The organism is Micromonospora sp. IBHARD003 (assembly GCF_056106285.1).
The window spans coordinates 7,367,318-7,384,156 of the sequence record NZ_JBWBBX010000001.1 but is presented as its reverse complement, the minus strand read 5'-3'; the positions used below and the strand labels follow the sequence as shown (position 1 = coordinate 7,384,156).

General features: G+C 70.6%; 16 protein-coding genes and 1 tRNA gene. 5 read left to right on the top strand and 12 right to left on the bottom strand.

The genetic code is table 11. The features are described 5' to 3' along the window. Positions 1 to 114: 114 nt before the first annotated feature. From ACTWOL_RS32410 to ACTWOL_RS32390, 5 genes are all read right to left on the bottom strand, one after another. Positions 115 to 191 (bottom strand) — tRNA-Pro (locus ACTWOL_RS32410). Positions 192 to 508: 317 nt separating this feature from the next. Next, positions 509 to 754, bottom strand: a complete 246-nt coding sequence (locus tag ACTWOL_RS32405; RefSeq protein WP_474300425.1) for a chaplin — start codon at positions 752 to 754, stop codon at positions 509 to 511. A 22-nt stretch (positions 755 to 776) separates the two neighbouring features. Then, entirely contained in the window at positions 777 to 1,760 is a 984-nt protein-coding gene (tgmB, locus tag ACTWOL_RS32400; RefSeq protein WP_474300424.1) for an ATP-grasp ribosomal peptide maturase, read from the bottom strand. A gap of 17 nt (positions 1,761 to 1,777) precedes the next feature. Then, the gene (gene tgmA, locus ACTWOL_RS32395) at positions 1,778 to 1,969 is read right to left on the bottom strand and encodes a putative ATP-grasp-modified RiPP (RefSeq protein WP_474300423.1); all 192 of its coding nucleotides are present in this window, start codon (positions 1,967 to 1,969) and stop codon (positions 1,778 to 1,780) included. Between the two features lie 173 nt (positions 1,970 to 2,142). Next, complete coding sequence (locus ACTWOL_RS32390) at positions 2,143 to 2,511, bottom strand: MmcQ/YjbR family DNA-binding protein (protein WP_474300422.1); 369 nt, start codon at positions 2,509 to 2,511, stop codon at positions 2,143 to 2,145. 556 nt (positions 2,512 to 3,067) lie between these two features. Here ACTWOL_RS32390 and ACTWOL_RS32385 point away from each other — a divergent pair. Further along, complete coding sequence (locus ACTWOL_RS32385; protein ID WP_474300420.1) at positions 3,068 to 4,264, top strand: acyl-CoA dehydrogenase family protein; 1,197 nt, start codon at positions 3,068 to 3,070, stop codon at positions 4,262 to 4,264. 37 nt (positions 4,265 to 4,301) lie between these two features. On the opposite strand, the gene ACTWOL_RS32380 is transcribed toward ACTWOL_RS32385, so the two are convergent. The 6 genes from ACTWOL_RS32380 to ACTWOL_RS32355 form a co-directional block, all read right to left on the bottom strand. Further along, complete coding sequence (locus tag ACTWOL_RS32380) at positions 4,302 to 4,877, bottom strand: GAF domain-containing protein (RefSeq protein ID WP_474300419.1); 576 nt, start codon at positions 4,875 to 4,877, stop codon at positions 4,302 to 4,304. After that, positions 4,874 to 5,512, bottom strand: a complete 639-nt coding sequence (locus ACTWOL_RS32375) for a GTP-binding protein (protein WP_474300418.1) — start codon at positions 5,510 to 5,512, stop codon at positions 4,874 to 4,876. The genes ACTWOL_RS32380 and ACTWOL_RS32375 overlap by 4 nt, the downstream gene beginning before the upstream one ends. Beyond that, entirely contained in the window at positions 5,490 to 5,861 is a 372-nt protein-coding gene (locus ACTWOL_RS32370; RefSeq protein WP_474300417.1) for a DUF742 domain-containing protein, read from the bottom strand. The genes ACTWOL_RS32375 and ACTWOL_RS32370 overlap by 23 nt, the downstream gene beginning before the upstream one ends. Positions 5,862 to 5,863: 2 nt before the next feature. Continuing rightward, positions 5,864 to 6,298: a roadblock/LC7 domain-containing protein gene (locus tag ACTWOL_RS32365; protein ID WP_474300416.1), complete on the bottom strand. Its 435-nt coding sequence runs from the start codon at positions 6,296 to 6,298 to the stop codon at positions 5,864 to 5,866. Between the two features lie 7 nt (positions 6,299 to 6,305). Continuing rightward, positions 6,306 to 8,165: a sensor histidine kinase gene (locus ACTWOL_RS32360; RefSeq protein ID WP_474300415.1), complete on the bottom strand. Its 1,860-nt coding sequence runs from the start codon at positions 8,163 to 8,165 to the stop codon at positions 6,306 to 6,308. A 387-nt stretch (positions 8,166 to 8,552) separates the two neighbouring features. Further along, complete coding sequence (locus ACTWOL_RS32355; RefSeq protein ID WP_474300414.1) at positions 8,553 to 9,650, bottom strand: AraC family transcriptional regulator; 1,098 nt, start codon at positions 9,648 to 9,650, stop codon at positions 8,553 to 8,555. 275 nt (positions 9,651 to 9,925) lie between these two features. Here ACTWOL_RS32355 and ACTWOL_RS32350 point away from each other — a divergent pair, with 275 nt between their 5' ends. From ACTWOL_RS32350 to ACTWOL_RS32335, 4 genes are all read left to right on the top strand, one after another. Then, positions 9,926 to 11,251 carry a DUF1254 domain-containing protein gene (locus tag ACTWOL_RS32350; protein ID WP_474300413.1) on the top strand — a complete coding sequence of 442 codons (1,326 nt, stop codon included), beginning with the start codon at positions 9,926 to 9,928 and terminating at the stop codon, positions 11,249 to 11,251. Positions 11,252 to 11,308: 57 nt separating this feature from the next. Next, positions 11,309 to 12,637 carry an MFS transporter gene (locus ACTWOL_RS32345; RefSeq protein WP_474300412.1) on the top strand — a complete coding sequence of 443 codons (1,329 nt, stop codon included), beginning with the start codon at positions 11,309 to 11,311 and terminating at the stop codon, positions 12,635 to 12,637. Positions 12,638 to 12,668: 31 nt separating this feature from the next. Beyond that, positions 12,669 to 14,231 (top strand): long-chain-fatty-acid--CoA ligase, encoded by a 1,563-nt coding sequence (locus ACTWOL_RS32340; RefSeq protein ID WP_474300411.1) that lies wholly within the window; start codon positions 12,669 to 12,671, stop codon positions 14,229 to 14,231. A 67-nt stretch (positions 14,232 to 14,298) separates the two neighbouring features. Beyond that, positions 14,299 to 15,186: a M24 family metallopeptidase gene (locus tag ACTWOL_RS32335; protein WP_474300410.1), complete on the top strand. Its 888-nt coding sequence runs from the start codon at positions 14,299 to 14,301 to the stop codon at positions 15,184 to 15,186. A gap of 196 nt (positions 15,187 to 15,382) precedes the next feature. Here ACTWOL_RS32335 and ACTWOL_RS32330 read toward each other — a convergent pair whose 3' ends face one another. Further along, on the bottom strand, positions 15,383 to 16,585 hold the full coding sequence (locus tag ACTWOL_RS32330) for an MBL fold metallo-hydrolase (protein WP_474300409.1): 1,203 nt from the start codon (positions 16,583 to 16,585) through the stop codon (positions 15,383 to 15,385). Positions 16,586 to 16,839: the final 254 nt, after the last annotated feature.

Sequence of the window (16,839 nt, the reverse complement as noted above, 5' to 3'; positions counted from 1 at the left end):
GTACGGGAGACGCCGACGACAGGCTGCTCCCGTCGCCTCGCGCGGGTGTTCACCGGCAACAGAAAGAGGCCGCTTTCTCACGATGAGAAAACGACCTCCGACCGGCGAAAACGCTGGTCGGGACGACAGGATTTGAACCTGCGACCCCTTGACCCCCAGTCAAGTGCGCTACCAAGCTGCGCCACGTCCCGATGCCCGTCTGACCTGGGGTTTCCCCCGGCCGAACGCGCACGAGAACCATACCGCACTTCCCCGGGTGGTCACGAACCGTTTCCCGGCGGGCGCGGGTGCGAGCGGACGTACACGGTGGGTGCCGGGCCGGAGATCTGTTCGGCCACACTGCGTGAGGAAACGACCGCGACGCGTCCCCATGGCCCGCCAGGTGCAGGCCGGGACTCACGGGCGGAGGGGAGGCAGGATGGACCCGGCGGTCCCGCGGGAGCGGTGCGGCCTCTTCGGGCTCGTCGACACCGCTCTCCTGGGCGGGCCCGCCGGGTCCCGCGTCTGTCTAGTACGCGTTGACGCAGGCGACGCCCATCGCCGGGTTGAACATCCCGAAGAAGGTGAACGAGTTGCCGCAGAAGGCGACCGGCACGGACACCGGCATCTGGATCAGGTTGCCCGACAGCACGCCGGGCGAGCCCGACACCACACCGATGGCGGTGGGGCCGTCGTCGGCGACGGCGGCACCGGCGCCGCCGAGTACCGCGGCGGCGGCCAGCGCGGCCGATGCCATCAGAGTGCGCATACGCATGGTCTCTCCTTGGGGGAGGTGGTCACAGAACACGGTGACCGTCCCCCGTGGATGCGGCGGGCGTAACGCGGCCTGCTCCGTTCGGAGCAGCGGCCAGCCACCCGGCGACCGCGTCGGCGATAGGCTGCTCCGTCTCCAGTTCGACGAAGCCGAACTGGCCGCCCTGGTTGCACTCGAGGAACCACCACACACCCTCGTCGTCCTCGGCGAAGTCGAAGGCGGCGTAGGCGAGACCCGCCTCACCGGTGTAGTGACGCACGGCGCGGGCGATCCGATGGGGCACCTCGGCCGGCTCCCAGGTGTGGCCGGTGGTGCCGTAGCGCCCGTCGACCTGGTCCGAAGCGGCGAGCTTCCGCGCGGCGAAGAGCCTGCCGCCGACCGCGGTGAGTCGTATGTCGGCCAGCTTCGCTATGTACTGCTGCAGCAGGGTGGGCCCGGCGGCGACCCCGGAGAAGTCGGCGTCCTGGTCGATCCGGGTCGTGGGCAGGGCGACGGGCGGATCGACGACCGGCGGTCCTGACGCGGACTTCACCACGATGTCCCGGTACTGGGCGGCGAACTGGCGGGCCACCCGGGGGAAGGTGGTGATCACCGTGGGTGGCACGGCGAATCCGCTGCGGTGGGCGAGGCTCAACTGCCAGGGCTTGCAGCGGGCTTGAGCGGCCATCGCCGGATGGTTCATCCACCGGGCGGTCGCGGAGTAGAGCATCCCGTAGAGCGCCTGCTCGGTCTCGGCGGCCAGCCACTCCGAGCGCTCCGGGGCGTGTGCCGCCGGTTCGCCGGGCCTGCGCACCCATATGGAACGCAGGGCGCTCATGCTCAACAGGCGCCCTTCCGTGGACAGATGGCCGTAGAAGTCGCCGCTGACGTATTCGGCCGACAAGGATGCCTCACCGGGTACGTCCGCGGGGTCGAGACGCAGCAGGGGCACGCCTCGCTCGTGCAGCTTGGCGACCACCAAGTCTGCGGTGACGTCCTGTCTACAGGTAAGGATGAGCACGGTCATGTCTTGCGCCGGTCTGTTCAGTCGTCGAAGTGGGTCTTGGAACCGGCCGTGGAGGTGGTCGTTCCGGTCGCCAGGAGCACCGCGCGGTCATCGACGGCCGCACGCCCGTCCGACAGCACGTTCAGCTGCAGGGCGGAGTCATAGCTGTAGGGAAGCGTGGCCGCTGGACTCTCCGCCGGAAGTACGTAGTTCAGTACGAACGGTCGCATGAGTCTCCTTCGTCGACTGTCTGCACACACGTAACTGTACGTGCTGAAGTCGTAGGCAACTCATCACAATGCGTTACCGCAGGCCAGAGTGGCGGTGAATGTCATCACAATGAATTCGCTAAACCTTCCACACCCCGGCGCTCGTCTTCCTCATTTGCCGGTCGGTGCGAATGTCACCGCGTGCTCCCGTCCCCCAACTCCGGGTAGGCGTCGAGAAGTTTGCGCGGAGCCGCCTGGCGCCAGGAGTCGAGCAGGATGGCGTGGAGCTCGTCCTCGCCGTCCAGTGCGCCGAGGCGCACACGCAGCCAGGCGTAGTTGTCGTCGTGCCCTTTACGCAGGAAGAACTTGTCCGGCTCGGAGGCGATCAGCTCCTCACGGTCCTCCTTGGGGCACTTCACTCCGAGCACCTCGTCGTGGTCGTCCAGCGAAGCGAAAACCTTCCCACTCGGGCCGGTCCGAAACGTGGGCTGTCCCCAGGCGGGTTTCTCGACCGCTCCGGGCAGCGAGAGCGCGATTCTGCGTACGTCGTCGGCATTGGCCATACGACGACCGTACGGCGCCCCACCGACAGCGACACCCCGCCGGCGACGTCGCCCTGCCGCGGAAGCGCATCCGGGGTGACACATCCGGCGCCCTGTGGCGTCCTGCCGGTCACCCCCGCCGTGGAACAGCGCCCGGCGCGGACGGGGGCGCGGGGCGGCGCAACCATGCGCCGGTCGCCTCGGGCGGCCGGTGCGGAGGTGGCTTGGGGGCCCATACCCCCTTCCTCCCGCCCCGATCGGCGCTTCTGCGCGCCCAGGCACCGCGGCTGCTGTCCCTCAGTGCCATCTGCCCACAAAACCTTTGCCGTTGGCATGTGGCAGAAAGTGGCACGGTGGGCATGTCCTTCGGAAGGAACCGGCAGGTCGCTACCACACAGCACACAGTTTCAATCAAACGTCAACGAATCATGTTTCAGCCATAGTTGGCAATCAGCCTGGAAGCCTTCGGCGGTGATCAACACCATGAGGTGGTCGGCCTGCACGGGACGGGACCACGCCGATGCACCACCGGCTCGCACACCCGCGCGAGCTGGCGTTTCGCAGAGGAGGGCTCGCGATGGACGGGTACTTCGCCAGTCGTGCGCACCATCAGCTCCGTGACCGTGTCAGGCACTTCGCTGAGAGTGAGGTGCGCCCGCGGATCCCCGCCATGGAGACGGCCCGCACGGTGCACCACGAGCTGTCCCGGCTGATCGCGAAGCAGGGCTGGCTGGGAGCGACGATCAGCAAGGCACACGGCGGGATGGGCGCCGGCCATCTCGCCAAGACCATCATCATCGAGGAGCTGTCCCGGGTCAGCGGGGCCATGGGCGCCATGGTCCAGGCCTCCCAGCTGGGCGCGGCGAAGATAGTCCACTTCGGCAGCGAGGAGCAGAAGAAGACCTGGTTGCCGGCGATCGCCGCAGGCGAGTGCCTGCCCACCATCGCGGTCACCGAGCCCGAGTCGGGAGGCCATGTACTGGGCATGAGCGCCACCGCGGTCCGTGACGGGGACGATTACGTCATCAATGGCCGAAAGATCTATGTCGGCAACAGCCATGTCGGTGATCTCCATGGCGTCGTCGTCCGCACGGGCCCGGGCTCGGACGGTCTCACCGCGTTCCTGGTCGAGTCGGACAGACCGGGATTTCGCACGGGCGAACAACAGCCGACCATGGGTTTACACGGATTCAGCTTCGGCGAACTGTCCTTCGATGACTGCCGGGTGCCCGCGGACAACCGCCTCGGAGCGGAGGGGGACGGCCTCGCCGTCGCCTATTCGTCCAGCGTCCTGTACGGACGGGCGAATCTCACCGCGGTCTCGCTCGGCATCCATCAGGCGATCCTGGAGGAGACGACGCGGTTCTGCGCGGAACGCCACCGCTACGGCAAGCCACTGCATGAACTCCAGTCCATCAAGCTCAAGCTGGGGCAGTTGCAGTCCCGGCTGATGACGGCGCGGCTCGCCGCCTACCATGCGGTCCATCTGCTCGACGAAGGGCTGGCCTGCGACGCGGAGCTGATGAACGCGAAGCTCGTCAACGTCGAGTCGGCGCTGGACTCGGCCCGCAACGCGATGGAGATCCACGCGGCGGCCGGGCTCTTCACGGACCGCCCGATCGAACGCTATCTCCGCGACGCGCACCACATCTTCGCGCCCGCCGGTACGTCCGACATCCAGTTGCTCAGGCTCGCGGAGGTGGCGCTGGGCACCGCGAAGGGCCAGTGGTCTCAGCGGCTCGCTCCGGTGACACGGCTGGCGCCCGCCCTCTGAAGGGCGGGCGCACCGGCGCGGAGCGAAGCGCCTCCCGTCACAGTCCCCCGTTCTCGCGGCGGTGGATCTGTTCCACCAGTTCCGCCGCGAGCGCCTTGATCGTCTCCAGGCCCGCCCGCCCCCAGGGCCGCGGTTCGGTGTCCACCACGCAAATCGTGCCCAGCGCGATCCCCGTGCGGTCGATCAGCGGCGCCCCGAGATAGGACCGGATGCCGATCTCGTCGACGACCGGGTTCCCGGCGAACCGCGGATAGTCGCAGACGTCCTCCAGGACGAGCGCCTTGCGCCGCACCACCACATGGGGACAGTAGCCGTGGTCCCGGGCCATGAATCGGCTCACGTCACCCCCCGCGGCTGCCGCCGTGGCGTCGAGTTCCCCACCGGAGTGGCTCCCCGCCGGGGTGTGCAGTCCGGCGAAGAACTGCCGGTTCTCGTCGATGAAGTTGACCATCGAGTACGGCGCCCGCGTCACCTCCGCCAGTCTGTGGGCGAAGTCGTCGAAAGCCGGCTCGGGCCGCTCCCCCAGGCCCAGCTGACGCAGCCGCTGGACCCGTATGGGCGCATCCCGGTCGACAGGGGTGAGCAGCAGATGGCCGGTGGGGTCGTACGTCATGAGTGTGCTCCGTAGCTCGGCGCCGGTTCGGGTGCCGGGGTGGTGGTCAGCAGATACTGGACGAGGGTGACCAGGGTCCGTATCCCGGAACTGGCGATGCGCGCATCGCACAGCACGACCGGAACCTCGGGTCTGAGGTCGATCGCGGCACGCACTTCGTCCGGCTCGTAGCGGTAGGCGCCGTCGAACTCGTTGACCGCGACCACGAATTCGATGCCCCGCCGCTCGAAGAAGTCGACGGCGGAGAAGGACTCCTCGAGGCGGCGTGTGTCGGCCAGCACGACGGCGCCCAGCGCTCCCTCGGAGAGTTCGTCCCACATGAACCAGAAGCGTTCCTGGCCGGGTGTGCCGAACAGGTACAGCACATTGCTGTCGTCAAGGGTGATGCGGCCGAAGTCCATGGCGACGGTGGTGGTCGTCTTGGACTCGACCCCGTCCAGGCGGTCCGTCTCCGCACTGACCGTGGTCAACAGTTCCTCCGTGCTGAGCGGCTCGATCTCGCTGACCGCGCCGACGAAGGTCGTCTTGCCCACCCCGAACCCACCTGCGACAAGGATCTTCAGCGCGGTGGGGAAGAGGTCGGCGGCGGGACGGGCCGTGAGGCCGCGGGATTCAGAGCCGTCGTCGTAGGCCATCGAGCACTGCCTCCAGCAGGGAACGGTCGGTGGGTGACTCCTGGAAGCGGGGCGCCCGCGCGGTGACCGCCCCGCAGTCCACGAGATCGGACAGGAGCACTTTGGTGACCACCGCCGGGAGCCGTAAGTGGGCCGCGATCTCGGCCACCGAGGTGGGTCCGTCGCACAGCCCGAGCGCCAGGGCGTGTTCGGGGCCCAGATACGACTGCGGGGCAGTGCCGGTCGCCATCACCAGCGACAGCAGATCCAGCGTGGCCGTCGGACGGGTACGGCCGCCGCTCACGGTGTACGGACGGATGAGGCGCCCGGCCGCGTCGTCGAGCCATGGCCCGTCCTGCGGGGCCGGCACGGTCAGTGTCCCGTGGTGCTCGGCGCCCCTGCCGGCTGTCTCGCCGGAGTGATCAGATACGGCCGGACGCTCTTGACCAGCATGGCCATCTCGTAGCCGAGGACCGCCGCGTCGGCCTCGCGTCCGGCGAGCACGGCCAGGCAGGTGCCGGAGCCGGCGGTGGAGACGAACAGCAGCGTGGAGTCGAGTTCGACCACGACCTGCCGGACCTCTCCGCCGTCGCCGAACCGGGCACCGGCGCTGCGGCCGAGGGAGTACAGCCCCGACGCCAGCGCCGCCATGTGGTCGGCGCTGTCGGCGTCGAGTCCGTGTACGGACTTCACGAGGCCGTCGCAGGAGAGAAGAACCGCGTTGCGGGTGTACGGCACTCGCTGGACCAGTCCGCTGAGCAGCCAGTCGAGATCCGAGGAATGGCCGGTCGGCGCATCGCTCGCCATGGTGCATCTACTCCTTGTGGGTGTCGTCCCGATGGGGCGATTCGTGGGGGGCGGCCGACTGACTACCGGTCTCCGCGAGGCCGATGCCCCGCTGGAAGGCCGCCATCAGTCCGGGGTCGTGGAGAGTCTCTTCGCTCGCCGCCCGTGGGGCCGGAGCGTCGCGCAGCTGAGGCACCAGGTGTTCCTGGGCGCGGCGCTTGGGCAGCGTGGGTCGCCCCGCGGCGCCGCGCACCGCGGGGCTCGGGGACTCGGCAAGGGACTGCGCCCGGAGCCCGCCGGGGTACTCCGCTGCCGCCGGCTCGGCCGGCCCGGGCTCGGGCTGGTGCCGGCCTCGTACGGGAAGCGGTCCCTGACCGTTGCCGCCGAGTGCCTGCGCGGGCTGGTGGGGAAGGGCGGGTCCGGAGGTGACGTAGGTGAGGGACCGCTGAGGACCGGTGTGGGTCACATCGCCCGCGGAGCGCGGCGCCGAGACGGTCTGCGGGGGTGCGACGGACGGGGCCGGGGATGCGGGCGCGGCGGGGCGGCCGGGCGGGTCGGGGGGCGCGATCCCCGGCGCGTGCGCCGCCGGCACGTGGCCGGGAGCCGGTGAAAGGGTCTGCTCGGGCGGGGGCCCGGTGGCGGCGTCCGTACGACCGTCCGTCTCCTCCCCGAGCAGGCCCTGCGGGAGGACGAGCACGGCCTGGATGCCGCCGTAGATGTTGGACTGGAGCCGGACCGCGATGCCGTGCCGGCGCGCCAGGGCCGCCACCACGAACAGTCCGATGCGGCCGTCCTGCAGCATCTTGGCGACGTTGACCTGATCGGGGTCGGCCAGCAGGGCGTTCATCTTGTGCTGCTCGGCTACGGGCATGCCGAGTCCCCGGTCCTCCACCTCGACGGCGAGGCCCGCGGTGACCCGGGAGGCACGCAGCAGCACCTGCGTGTGCGGGGCGGAGAACAGGGTGGCGTTCTCGACCAGTTCGGCGAGGAGGTGGATGACGTCGGCGACGGCGTGACCGCGCAGGGTGCCGTCGATCGGCGGGACCAGTTTGACCCGGGGGTACTGCTCGACCTCGGCGATGGAGGAGCGCAGCACCTCGGTCATGGTCACCGGGTTCGACCACTGGCGCCGGGAGATGGCGCCTCCGAGAACGGCCAGGTTCTCGGCGTGCCGGCGGATGCGGGTGGCGAGGTGGTCGACGTGGAAGAGCCCCTTCAGCAGCTCGGGGTCCTCGACCTCGTTCTCCAGCTCGTCGAGCAGCTGGATCTCGCGGTGCACCAGGGATTGCAGCCGGCGGGCGAGATTGACGAAGACCTCGACCTTCTGCTCGCTGCCGGCGCTGCTGGAGAGCCGGGACGCCTGGACGACCGCGGAGACCGCGGCGTCGTAGGACCTCGTCAGTTCCTGGGCGAGCAGGTCGAACTCGTCGCCGCCGGGGGCGGGGGCCGGAGTGTCCCGGCGTGGCGTCGGGCGCTCGCCGCGGCGCAGTCCCTCCACCACGGTGCGCAGCTCCGCCTGGCCGCGTGCGGTCGTACGGCGCAGGGTGTGGCAGCGGTCGAGGACGGATCTCGCGGCACGGTCCGCGCTGAACGCCGCGGCGGCCACGGCGGCGAGTGCCAGAACCGCGGAGCCGGCGAGGGCGATCCACAGCGCGGCGGACGGCCGTGTGTGCGTGGAGCGGATCGTGTAGAGGACCGCGGCTGCGCCGCTGAGCGAGGCGATGACGGCCGGCAGGACCGCGGTGCGCAGCAGTTGCGGTCGTATCCGGGATTCCGGCGGTGGGGTGGGCTGCTTCCTGCCCGCGGCGTTCGTGCGGGAGGCCGACCGGCCGTGCCGTCCGCCCTCGCGGCGTTCCGGCCGCGCAGCGGGTGCGCGAAGTTGAGACATCAGCGTCCTTGGTACGTGGCCCAGGATTCGGAGTACCGATCGGTGTACTCATCGGCGTACTACGGGTGTTCGGCTCCGGCTCAGCGACGGGCGCACCTGCGCGAGGTGGCCCGTCGTTGATCACCGGCCACACACGGTAGTCGTCAACCGTTCATGTGCGGTGGGCAGTTGACAAACTTGCCCGTCGAGCGTCCCGCTCTGGTATGAGGCCTCGTACGACAGCGCGAAAACCTCGGCCATGCGTGCGGCCCGGCCGGCACCCTCACGCCGACGGGTGGCCGTCCCGAAGCGCCGTTTCCGCCGAAGCACCCGGTGCCGCCGAGGTCGTCGCGTGCTGCCGCTGCCCGGCACCGCCCGGTGTCGGGCCGCAGTCGACCGCGGAGTCGCTCACCGTGCACGCAGGTTCCCCGGAACCCGCCCGCGGTTCGCCCATGCCCCTGCTCTCGGCGCCGCCCCGATCGCGCCCGAGTCCAGGCGCTCGGGTGGCATCTGGCGGTGGCGCCAGGTACTGGGGCTGGTGTCGAAGCGGCTGCGGAACCAGCGAGAGAAGGTGGCCAGGGAGGAGAACCCGAGCAGGCCGGCGATCTCGGTGAGAGGGCGCCTGGAGCCGCCCACGTAGCGGCGTGCGAGGCCGGTACGGACCGAGTCGACGACCGAGGAGTAGCCCTCCCCGCTCTCCGCGAGGCGCCGCTGCAGCGTTCTCGGGTCGATGCCGAAGGTGCGGGCGAGCTGTTCGAGGGAGCAGCGGCCGGTGGGCAGGAGCGCCTCGATGAGCTGCCGCACGCGGTCGGTGAAGGCAGCGGCGGGCGAGGGCGCGATGTTCTCCAGGAACTGGCGGGCGTAGGGCCGCAGCCGGGGGTCGGCGAGGGTGTTGGGCGCCTCGAGGTCCGAGGGGTACAGGATGATGCCGGAGCGCGGCTGTCCGAAGGTGACGGCGGGGCCGAGGACCCGGTGGTGGGCACCGAGGTCGTCCGGGGCGGTGTGGTTGAGGGTGACGCCGACCGGTCTCCAGTCGGCACCGGACAGTCTGCCGATGAGGCCGTGGCAGACCCCGACCAGCATGTCCGTCCCCTGGCGGCGGCGGTCGGGCGGCGAGTCCAGCGCCAGGTCCACCCAGAGCCCGGCAAGACCGTTGCTGAGAGTGATCTCTGCTCGCAGGGCCTCGTTGTAGAGATGGAGATGCTGGATGAGCAGCTCCAGGGCGCTGCGTACGGAGGGCTCCTCGCGGGCGACGAGGCCGACGGGGCCGAGGTTGGAGAATCTGGCGAGTTCGGCGAGCCGCAGGCCGAAGTCGGGGCAGCCGGTGGCGGCAGCCGTGTTCTCCAGGAGCTGGGCGACCGAGGCCACGGGGAGCCAGCGGTCGGCGGCGGCGAGCGCGGCCGGGTCCAGCCCCACCGTGCGCATCAGCGCCAGGGGATCTCCCCCCAGAGAGCGGGCGAGGTCGACGTAATTGGCCAGTCCGGTGGTGCGCATCTGCGGTTGCACGGTGATCTCCCGGGCGACGGAGTGTCGTGAAATGCTAAATGATTCGTCGCCATCCGCAAAGCATGTCGCCTTTCAGCCAGGTACCGTCCCGATCTGAACGCTCCGGCGTCCGAGCCGATCCTCGATTCGGACCCGCCGGCCGTGCCATGCCGTCCGCTGCCGTCCTGCGGGCTCACCTCGACTGGCCGGGCAGCTCCCGGGCAGCACGAGCCGACGGAACCGGTACCGGCACGGCCGGGCACATGTGATACCGCCACCGATCCAAGGAGGATCCCGTGACGACGACCGAGACCCAGGTCACCGGGGAGTTGGCCGCGCTGGCCGCCGAGGCGTACGTCTTCGCCTATCCGCTGGTCACCATGGAGCTGACCAGGCGCCAGATGACCGCCCCGGGCGCATCCGTCCCCGGCAGCGGGCCGCTGAACGCCTTCGCACACGTGCCGGTCACGCCGGACGCTTCGTTCGAGGGTGTGGTCAGCCCGAACGCGGACACGCTGTACTCGCTGGCCTGGCTGGATCTGTCGGCAGGGCCGGTGCTGCTGTCCGTACCCGAGACCCACGGGCGGTACTGCCTTCTGCCGGTGTACGACGCCTGGACCAACGTGTTCGCCTGCCCCGGCTCCCGGACCACGGGCAGTGCCGCCGGTGAGTTCGCGCTGGTCGGTCCCGGCTGGCAGGGCAGGCTGCCCGAGGGCGCGGAGCGAATCGACGCACCCACCTCCATGGTCGCGATCATCGGCCGTACCCAGGTCAACGGTGTGGAGGACTACCCGGCGGTGCACGCCGTCCAGGCCGGCTACCGGCTGACACCGATGACCGGCACCGCCACGACCGTGGAGGCAGGCCCCGGCCCGGTGGACCCAGTGACCGCTCCGGTCGACCAGGTGGCCGCACTGGACGCCGCCACGTTCTTCGCCATGACCGCCCATCTCATGGCGGGCAACCCGGCGAAGGCCGCCGACGCCCCCATGGTCGAGCGGATGGCACAGCTCGGCGTCGTCCCCGGCCGGCCGTTCGACTGGGACTCCCTCGCTCCCGAGGCACAGCACATGATCGCCCAGGGCGCGGCCGACGGCCTGGCGCGGATCCAGGCCGCCGGCCTCAGTCCACGGGCGGAGGTCCGCGACGGCTGGATGACCGCGTTCGACATCGGCACCTACGGGACGGACTACCTGCAGCGGGCCGCGGTCACACTGGTCGGCCTGGGCGCCAACCTCCCCCAGGACGCGGTCTACCCGGTGTGCCGGGTCGATGCCGACGGCGAGCCGCTGAGCGGCGGCGACCGCTACGAGCTGCACTTCGCCTCCGACGGCCTTCCGCCGGTGAACGCGTTCTGGTCGCTGACGATGTACAACGACCGGCAGTTCTTCGTCGACAACCCGATCGACCGCTACGCCATCGGCGACCGCGACGCGCTGAAGTTCAACGCCGACGGCTCACTGACGCTGCTGATCCAGCACGCGGTGCCGGCCGAGGGACCGGAGTCCAACTGGCTCCCCGCGCCGAAAGGTTCCTTCAACCTCATGCTGCGCCTGTTCTGGCCCCGGCCCGAAGTCATGGGCCGCACCTGGCACGCGCCGGCCGTCCGCCGCGTCGGCTGACCAGCCTCTCCACCCGTCCGACCGGTGCACCCACCGCCCCCGCCACGGAGGTCCCCCATGGACAGTCCCTCACCCGCCCCAGTGGTGCGCCCGGTGCCCGGCCCGCCGGGTTCGGAGCCGCGTCCAGTCTCCAGGCGCTACGCCTGGGCCGTGTTCGCGCTCGCCTTCGCGCTGATGCTCACGGACTTCATCGACCGCCAGATCATCGTCGCCACCTTCCCCGTCCTCGAGGACGAGTGGGGACTGTCGGACACCCAGCTCGGGGCCCTGGTCTCCGTCGTCTCGGTGACCGTGGCACTCGGCGCGCTGCCCATGGCGCTGGTGGCCGACCGCTGGAGCCGGGCGAAGTCCATCGCCCTGATGGGCACGGTCTGGAGCCTGGCCGCCATCGCCTGCGCTGTCGCGGGCAACTACGCCCAGCTGCTGGCGGCTCGGGCGGCCGTCGGGCTCGGTGAGGCCGGCTACGGGCCGGCCAGCGGCGCCCTGATGGCCGGCCTGTTCCCGCAGCGGCTGCGGGCGACGGTGGTGGGCGCGCTCCAGGCGGCCGGGCCGCTCGGTGTCGTCCTGGGTGTCTTCCTGGGGGGACTGATGGTGCCCTCGCTCGGCTGGCGTATCACGCTCGCGGTGTTCGCCGCACCCGGCCTGCTCCTGGCGCTGCTGTTCCTTCGGGTGCGGGAGGGGCGCACGCCGGGGGCGACCCCGGCCGCCACGACCGGCGAACCGCCGGCCCGTGCGCGGGGTGCCCTGGCCGAGCTCTTCCGCAGCCGTACCGCAGTCGCCTCGTACCTGGGTGGCGCCATGCAGCTCGTGGTGCTCTCCACGCTCTACGCCTGGCTGCCCAGCTACCTCACACGCACCCACGATTACACCAGTGCCAAGGCCGGTGCGGTGTCGGCGGTGGCGGTCATCGCCAGCGCGATCGGCACCGTCGTACTGGGCTATGTGGCCGACCGGGCCGGAGCGGTCCGGGCCCGGAGGAAGCTGACCCTGCCGGCGTGCCTCGCTCTGCTCGCCCTGGCCCTGCTGACCTCGGCCTTCGCCTGGATACCGGCCGGCCCCGTGCAACTGGCCCTGATCGTTGCCGGCGCCTTCACCGTGACAGCGGCGGTCGGCCCGGTCCCCGCGGTCGTGATGGACGTGGTCGACCCCAAGGTCCGTGCCACCGCCCTCGGATTGGTCGCTCTGACCCAGAACCTCTTCGGCCTGGCGGTGGGCCCGCTGCTCACCGGATGGCTCTCCGACACCCTGGGCATCGCCGCCGCCCTCGCCCTGATGCCGCTGTTCTGCGCAGGCGCCGCCGCCGCACTGTGGACCGCCTCGCGCAGCTACGAGCGCGAACTGCGCACGGACGCCGACAGCGACGCCCCGCAGGCCGCCGCCATCTGACCCCCACCCCTCGAACCGCACGGAGTTCCCCATGCTCAACCTCGCCGTCATGCTCGAGGACAGCGCCCGCGCCGTCCCCGACCGCACCGCCGTCATCCTGGGCGAGCAGCGGCTCGGCTACGCCGAACTGGACACCCAGGCCCGCCGGGTGGCCAACCTGCTGCGTTCACGCGGCATCCGGCCCGGCGACAAGGTCGCCCTGTCCTGCCCCAACCTGCCGTGGTTCCCGATCGTGTACTACGGCATCCTCAAGGCCGGCGCCGTGGTCGTCCCGCTCAACGTGCTGCTCAAAAGCCGCGAGATCGCCTACCACCTGGCCGACTCCGACGCCAGGGCCTACCTCTGTTTCGAGGGCAGCGCCGAACTGCCCCTCGGGCAGGAGGGCTTCTCCGGCTTCGGCCAGACCCCGGGCTGCGAACACTTCTTCCTGATGACCACCGACGCCGCCACCGCCGGATCCCCGATTCCGGGCACCGAGACGCTCAGCGCGGCGCTCGCCGACCAGAGCGCCGACTTCGACACCGTGCCCACCGAGGCCGGCGACACCGCCGTCATCCTCTACACCTCCGGCACCACCGGCCGCCCCAAGGGCGCCGAGCTCAGTCACGCCAACATGGCATTCAACGCCCTGACCTGCCACAAGCTCTTCGGCGAGGCCGAGCACGACGTCCACCTCGTCACCCTGCCGCTCTTCCACTCCTTCGGCCAGACCGTGCAGATGAACGCCGGACTGTCCGCCCGCGCCACCCTGGTCCTGCTGCCCCGCTTCCAGGGCTCCGACGCCCTCGCCCTGATGCGGCGCCACGCCGTCACCTTCTTCGCCGGCGTACCCACCATGTACTGGGCGCTGCTCGGCGAGGACACCGCCACCGCCGACGTGGAACAGATCGCCGAGAACCTGCGCACCGCCGTCTCCGGCGGGGCCGCCCTGCCGGTGGAGATTCATCGCCGCTTCGGAGAACGGTTCGGAGTAACCATCCGGGAGGGGTACGGCCTGTCGGAGACCAGTCCGGTCGCCACCTTCTCCCCCCGTGGGGAAGACGTCCGTCCCGGCTCCATCGGGCGACCGGTCTGGGGCGTCGAGGTGGCCCTGATCACCGAGGACTGGACCCACATCGAAGGCCCCGACACCGTCGGCGAGATCGCCATCCGCGGCCACAACGTCATGAAGGGCTACCACCACCGCCCCGACGCCACGGCCGAAGTGATCCGCGACGGCTGGTTCCGCACCGGCGACCTGGCCCGCCGGGACTCCGACGGCTGGTACTCCATCGTCGACCGCGCCAAGGACCTGATCATCCGCGGTGGCTTCAACGTCTACCCGCGTGAGATCGAAGAGATCCTGCACACCCACCCCGCGGTGAGCACGGCCGCGGTCATCGGCGTCCCCCACGACCGGCACGGCGAAGAGATCAAGGCATACGTCGTACGCGCCCCCGGTGCAGCACTCACCGAGGACGAACTCATCGCCTGGTGCAGGCAGACGATGGCGAGCTACAAGTACCCGCGCCTCGTGGAGTTCCTCGAGGCCCTGCCCACCAACGCCACCGGCAAGATCCTCAAGCGCGCGCTCCGGGACATCCCCGCCCCGTAGCGGCCGGCGACGGCCACCGCACGCCCCGCACGCCCCCACTGTCACTCCTCCGAGAGGTTGCAGCCCCATGGCCAAGGAACACTTCACCCAGCAGGAACTCGCCGACTTCAAGGCGGCCCAACGACTGGCCTACGACGCGGTGGCAGCCGTCGAGGCGCAGCTGTACGAGGGAATCACCGAGAAGCAGGCCGCGCGGGCCGTCGAGGAATGGCTCCGTGACCACGGAGTGAGCCGCTTCTTCCACTACGGCTTCGCATGGTTCGGGGAGCGGACGCGGTTCCGGGACTTCACCAAGCCCAGGGGCGGGGCGCTCGGCAGCCTCCTCAACCCCAAGATGGCCCACTTCGGCAAGCAGTTCCAGCCCACCGACCGCCCCCTGCGCCAGGGCGAGGCCGTCATCCTCGACATCGGGCCCGTGGTCGGCGACGTCGCCTGCGACATGGGCTACTCGTGCACACTCGGCGGCGACGACAGCGAGGAGTTCCACGAGGCGCGCATGGCGCTCGAGCCGTACCGCGCCCTGATCCTGCAACTGGTCCAGCGCGGTGCCACCCAGGCCCAGATCTACCGGCAGGTCGACGAGCTCATCGCCGACCAGGGCTTCGAGAACATCCACAGCTACTATCCCGGCTCGGTCATCGCCCACAAGGTCGGCAAGGTTCCCGGCACCCGCCTGCCCACGTTCCGGATCAACGGATTCAGCCCGCAGGCCCTCGCCTACCTCGGCGGCCATCTCCTCTCCTCAGCGATCCGTCCGCGCCTGAACCAGACGCCGCTGTGGAACGAGGGCGCCGACCAGCCCTGCGAGACCGGTCTGTGGGCCGTCGAGCCGCACATCGGCAAGGGCGACATCGGCGTGAAATGGGAGGAGCTGCTCGTGGTCACCGAGGACGACGCATACTGGCTGGACGACGATCTGCCGCACACCCGCTACTGGCAACAGCACCATGGCTGAGAGTCTCGCGGTCGGCGCTGGTGGGCCGGCTCCGCCGGTGTTCCGGTGACGCGGTTGCCGCGAGGCCGGGGAGCCGGCCCGCGATCGAGCCGCATACTCCCGCGAAGGGGTGGCTCGACTCGCCGTACGCCTCGCGCGGAACCCCCTCAAGCGCTCGCATCGCATGGGCCCGCTCTTCGGGCTGGAGCCGGACCGGTCACCGCTCACCCGCAAGGTCGAGATCGTGCCTGGGGGCCTCGGCAGGAGCCTGCGTCGGCTCGGGTCGCCGCCACGGGTGAGCGATGGGCTGGGACACCCCGCGCCACCAGGGGTCGGAGGGCAGCTTCCCAGCAGGTTCGAACAGCTCGCCCGGACGAGGGAACGCCACCGCCTGGCCGGCCTCCTCCGCCGCGTCCTTCGTCCACTCCCCCGGCTCCGCCCACGCATGCGGAGCCAGGTTGAAAGTGCCCCAGTGGATCGGCAGCATCACTCCGGACGGCTCTCCACCCTGGAGATCGAGGTGCGCCCGTACGCCCTCGGCCGGGGTCATGTGGATGTCCGGCCAGTACTCGCTGTAGGCGCCGATCTGGATCATGGTCGCGTCGAAGGGGCCGTGCTCAGCGCCGATCTCCTTGAAACCGGGGAAGTATCCGGTGTCCCCGCTGTGGTAGAGCCGGTGCCCCGACGGCCCGAGGACCGCCCACGAGGCCCAGAGCGTGTGCTGCTGGTTGCGCAGACCGCGGCCGCAGAAGTGGCGGGCCGGGGTGGCGGTCAGCCGAAGCCCCGAGACCTCGGTCGACTCGCCCCAGTCGAGTTCCCGCAGACGCCCCTCGGATACGCCCCAGCGCTCCAGATGGGCCCCCACGCCCAGCGGGGCCACGAAGGCGGTGTCCGTGGAGGCCAGCCCGCGGATCGTGGGCGTGTCGAGATGGTCGTAGTGGTCGTGGGAGATCACGACCACGTCGACCGGTCCGAGCGCCGCGAGCGGCAGGGGGACGGAGTGGAGCCGCTTGGGCCCGGCGAACGCGAAAGGTGAGCAGCGCGAGCCCCACACCGGGTCGAAGAGCACCCGGCGACCGTCTATCTCGGCGAGGACGCTGGAATGGCCCATCCAGGTGAGCCGGAGCCCGGAGGCGGGCGGTGCGGCCAGATCGGTGAGCGTGCCGTCGTGCACCGGGATGGGGGCGGCAGGCGTGCGCAGCCTGCGTGCCTCCCGCTGGAAGTAGGTCTTCGCGAATTCACGCGTGGAGCCGGACGGCCTGGTCCTGGCCTCCGCCGGATTGCGGAACACCCCGTCGACGAAGTTCGGCGAGCGGCGGATCCGCTCCATCCGCTCCCCTTCCGGGTCCGCCCCGAAGGCAGCGGGTCGCAGCGACCGCAGCCTGGAGCGCAGGGAACTCGGGGACGCGGCGCCGGTCACGAGGCCTCCTGGGGGTCCGGGTCTTCCATGCGGGGCTTCCATTATGTGCGTGGGGTGCGGCAGTGGGGGAACGGGGCACCGGGGCGCACGGTTCCCGCGGCACGACCGGCGGCGGCCCGCTCCGAGGCCGGTGACCTGCCCGAACACGAGCCAGGACCTCCTTCGTGGGGCCTGCCTGCCGGGCTCCTGGTGTCCCGCATGTCACATCCGCGCCCCGGGATCCGTCGTAGCTGTGTCAAGGACGTATGTGCACG

Coding starts and splice junctions, on each gene's coding strand:
- ACTWOL_RS32405 (WP_474300425.1), bottom strand. CDS start 754: ATGCGTATGCGCACTCTGATGGCATCGGCCGCGCTGGCCGCCGCCGCG.
- tgmB (WP_474300424.1), bottom strand. CDS start 1,760: ATGACCGTGCTCATCCTTACCTGTAGACAGGACGTCACCGCAGACTTG.
- tgmA (WP_474300423.1), bottom strand. CDS start 1,969: ATGCGACCGTTCGTACTGAACTACGTACTTCCGGCGGAGAGTCCAGCG.
- ACTWOL_RS32390 (WP_474300422.1), bottom strand. CDS start 2,511: ATGGCCAATGCCGACGACGTACGCAGAATCGCGCTCTCGCTGCCCGGA.
- ACTWOL_RS32385 (WP_474300420.1), top strand. CDS start 3,068: ATGGACGGGTACTTCGCCAGTCGTGCGCACCATCAGCTCCGTGACCGT.
- ACTWOL_RS32380 (WP_474300419.1), bottom strand. CDS start 4,877: ATGACGTACGACCCCACCGGCCATCTGCTGCTCACCCCTGTCGACCGG.
- ACTWOL_RS32375 (WP_474300418.1), bottom strand. CDS start 5,512: ATGGCCTACGACGACGGCTCTGAATCCCGCGGCCTCACGGCCCGTCCC.
- ACTWOL_RS32365 (WP_474300416.1), bottom strand. CDS start 6,298: ATGGCGAGCGATGCGCCGACCGGCCATTCCTCGGATCTCGACTGGCTG.
- ACTWOL_RS32360 (WP_474300415.1), bottom strand. CDS start 8,165: ATGTCTCAACTTCGCGCACCCGCTGCGCGGCCGGAACGCCGCGAGGGC.
- ACTWOL_RS32345 (WP_474300412.1), top strand. CDS start 11,309: ATGGACAGTCCCTCACCCGCCCCAGTGGTGCGCCCGGTGCCCGGCCCG.
- ACTWOL_RS32340 (WP_474300411.1), top strand. CDS start 12,669: ATGCTCAACCTCGCCGTCATGCTCGAGGACAGCGCCCGCGCCGTCCCC.
- ACTWOL_RS32335 (WP_474300410.1), top strand. CDS start 14,299: ATGGCCAAGGAACACTTCACCCAGCAGGAACTCGCCGACTTCAAGGCG.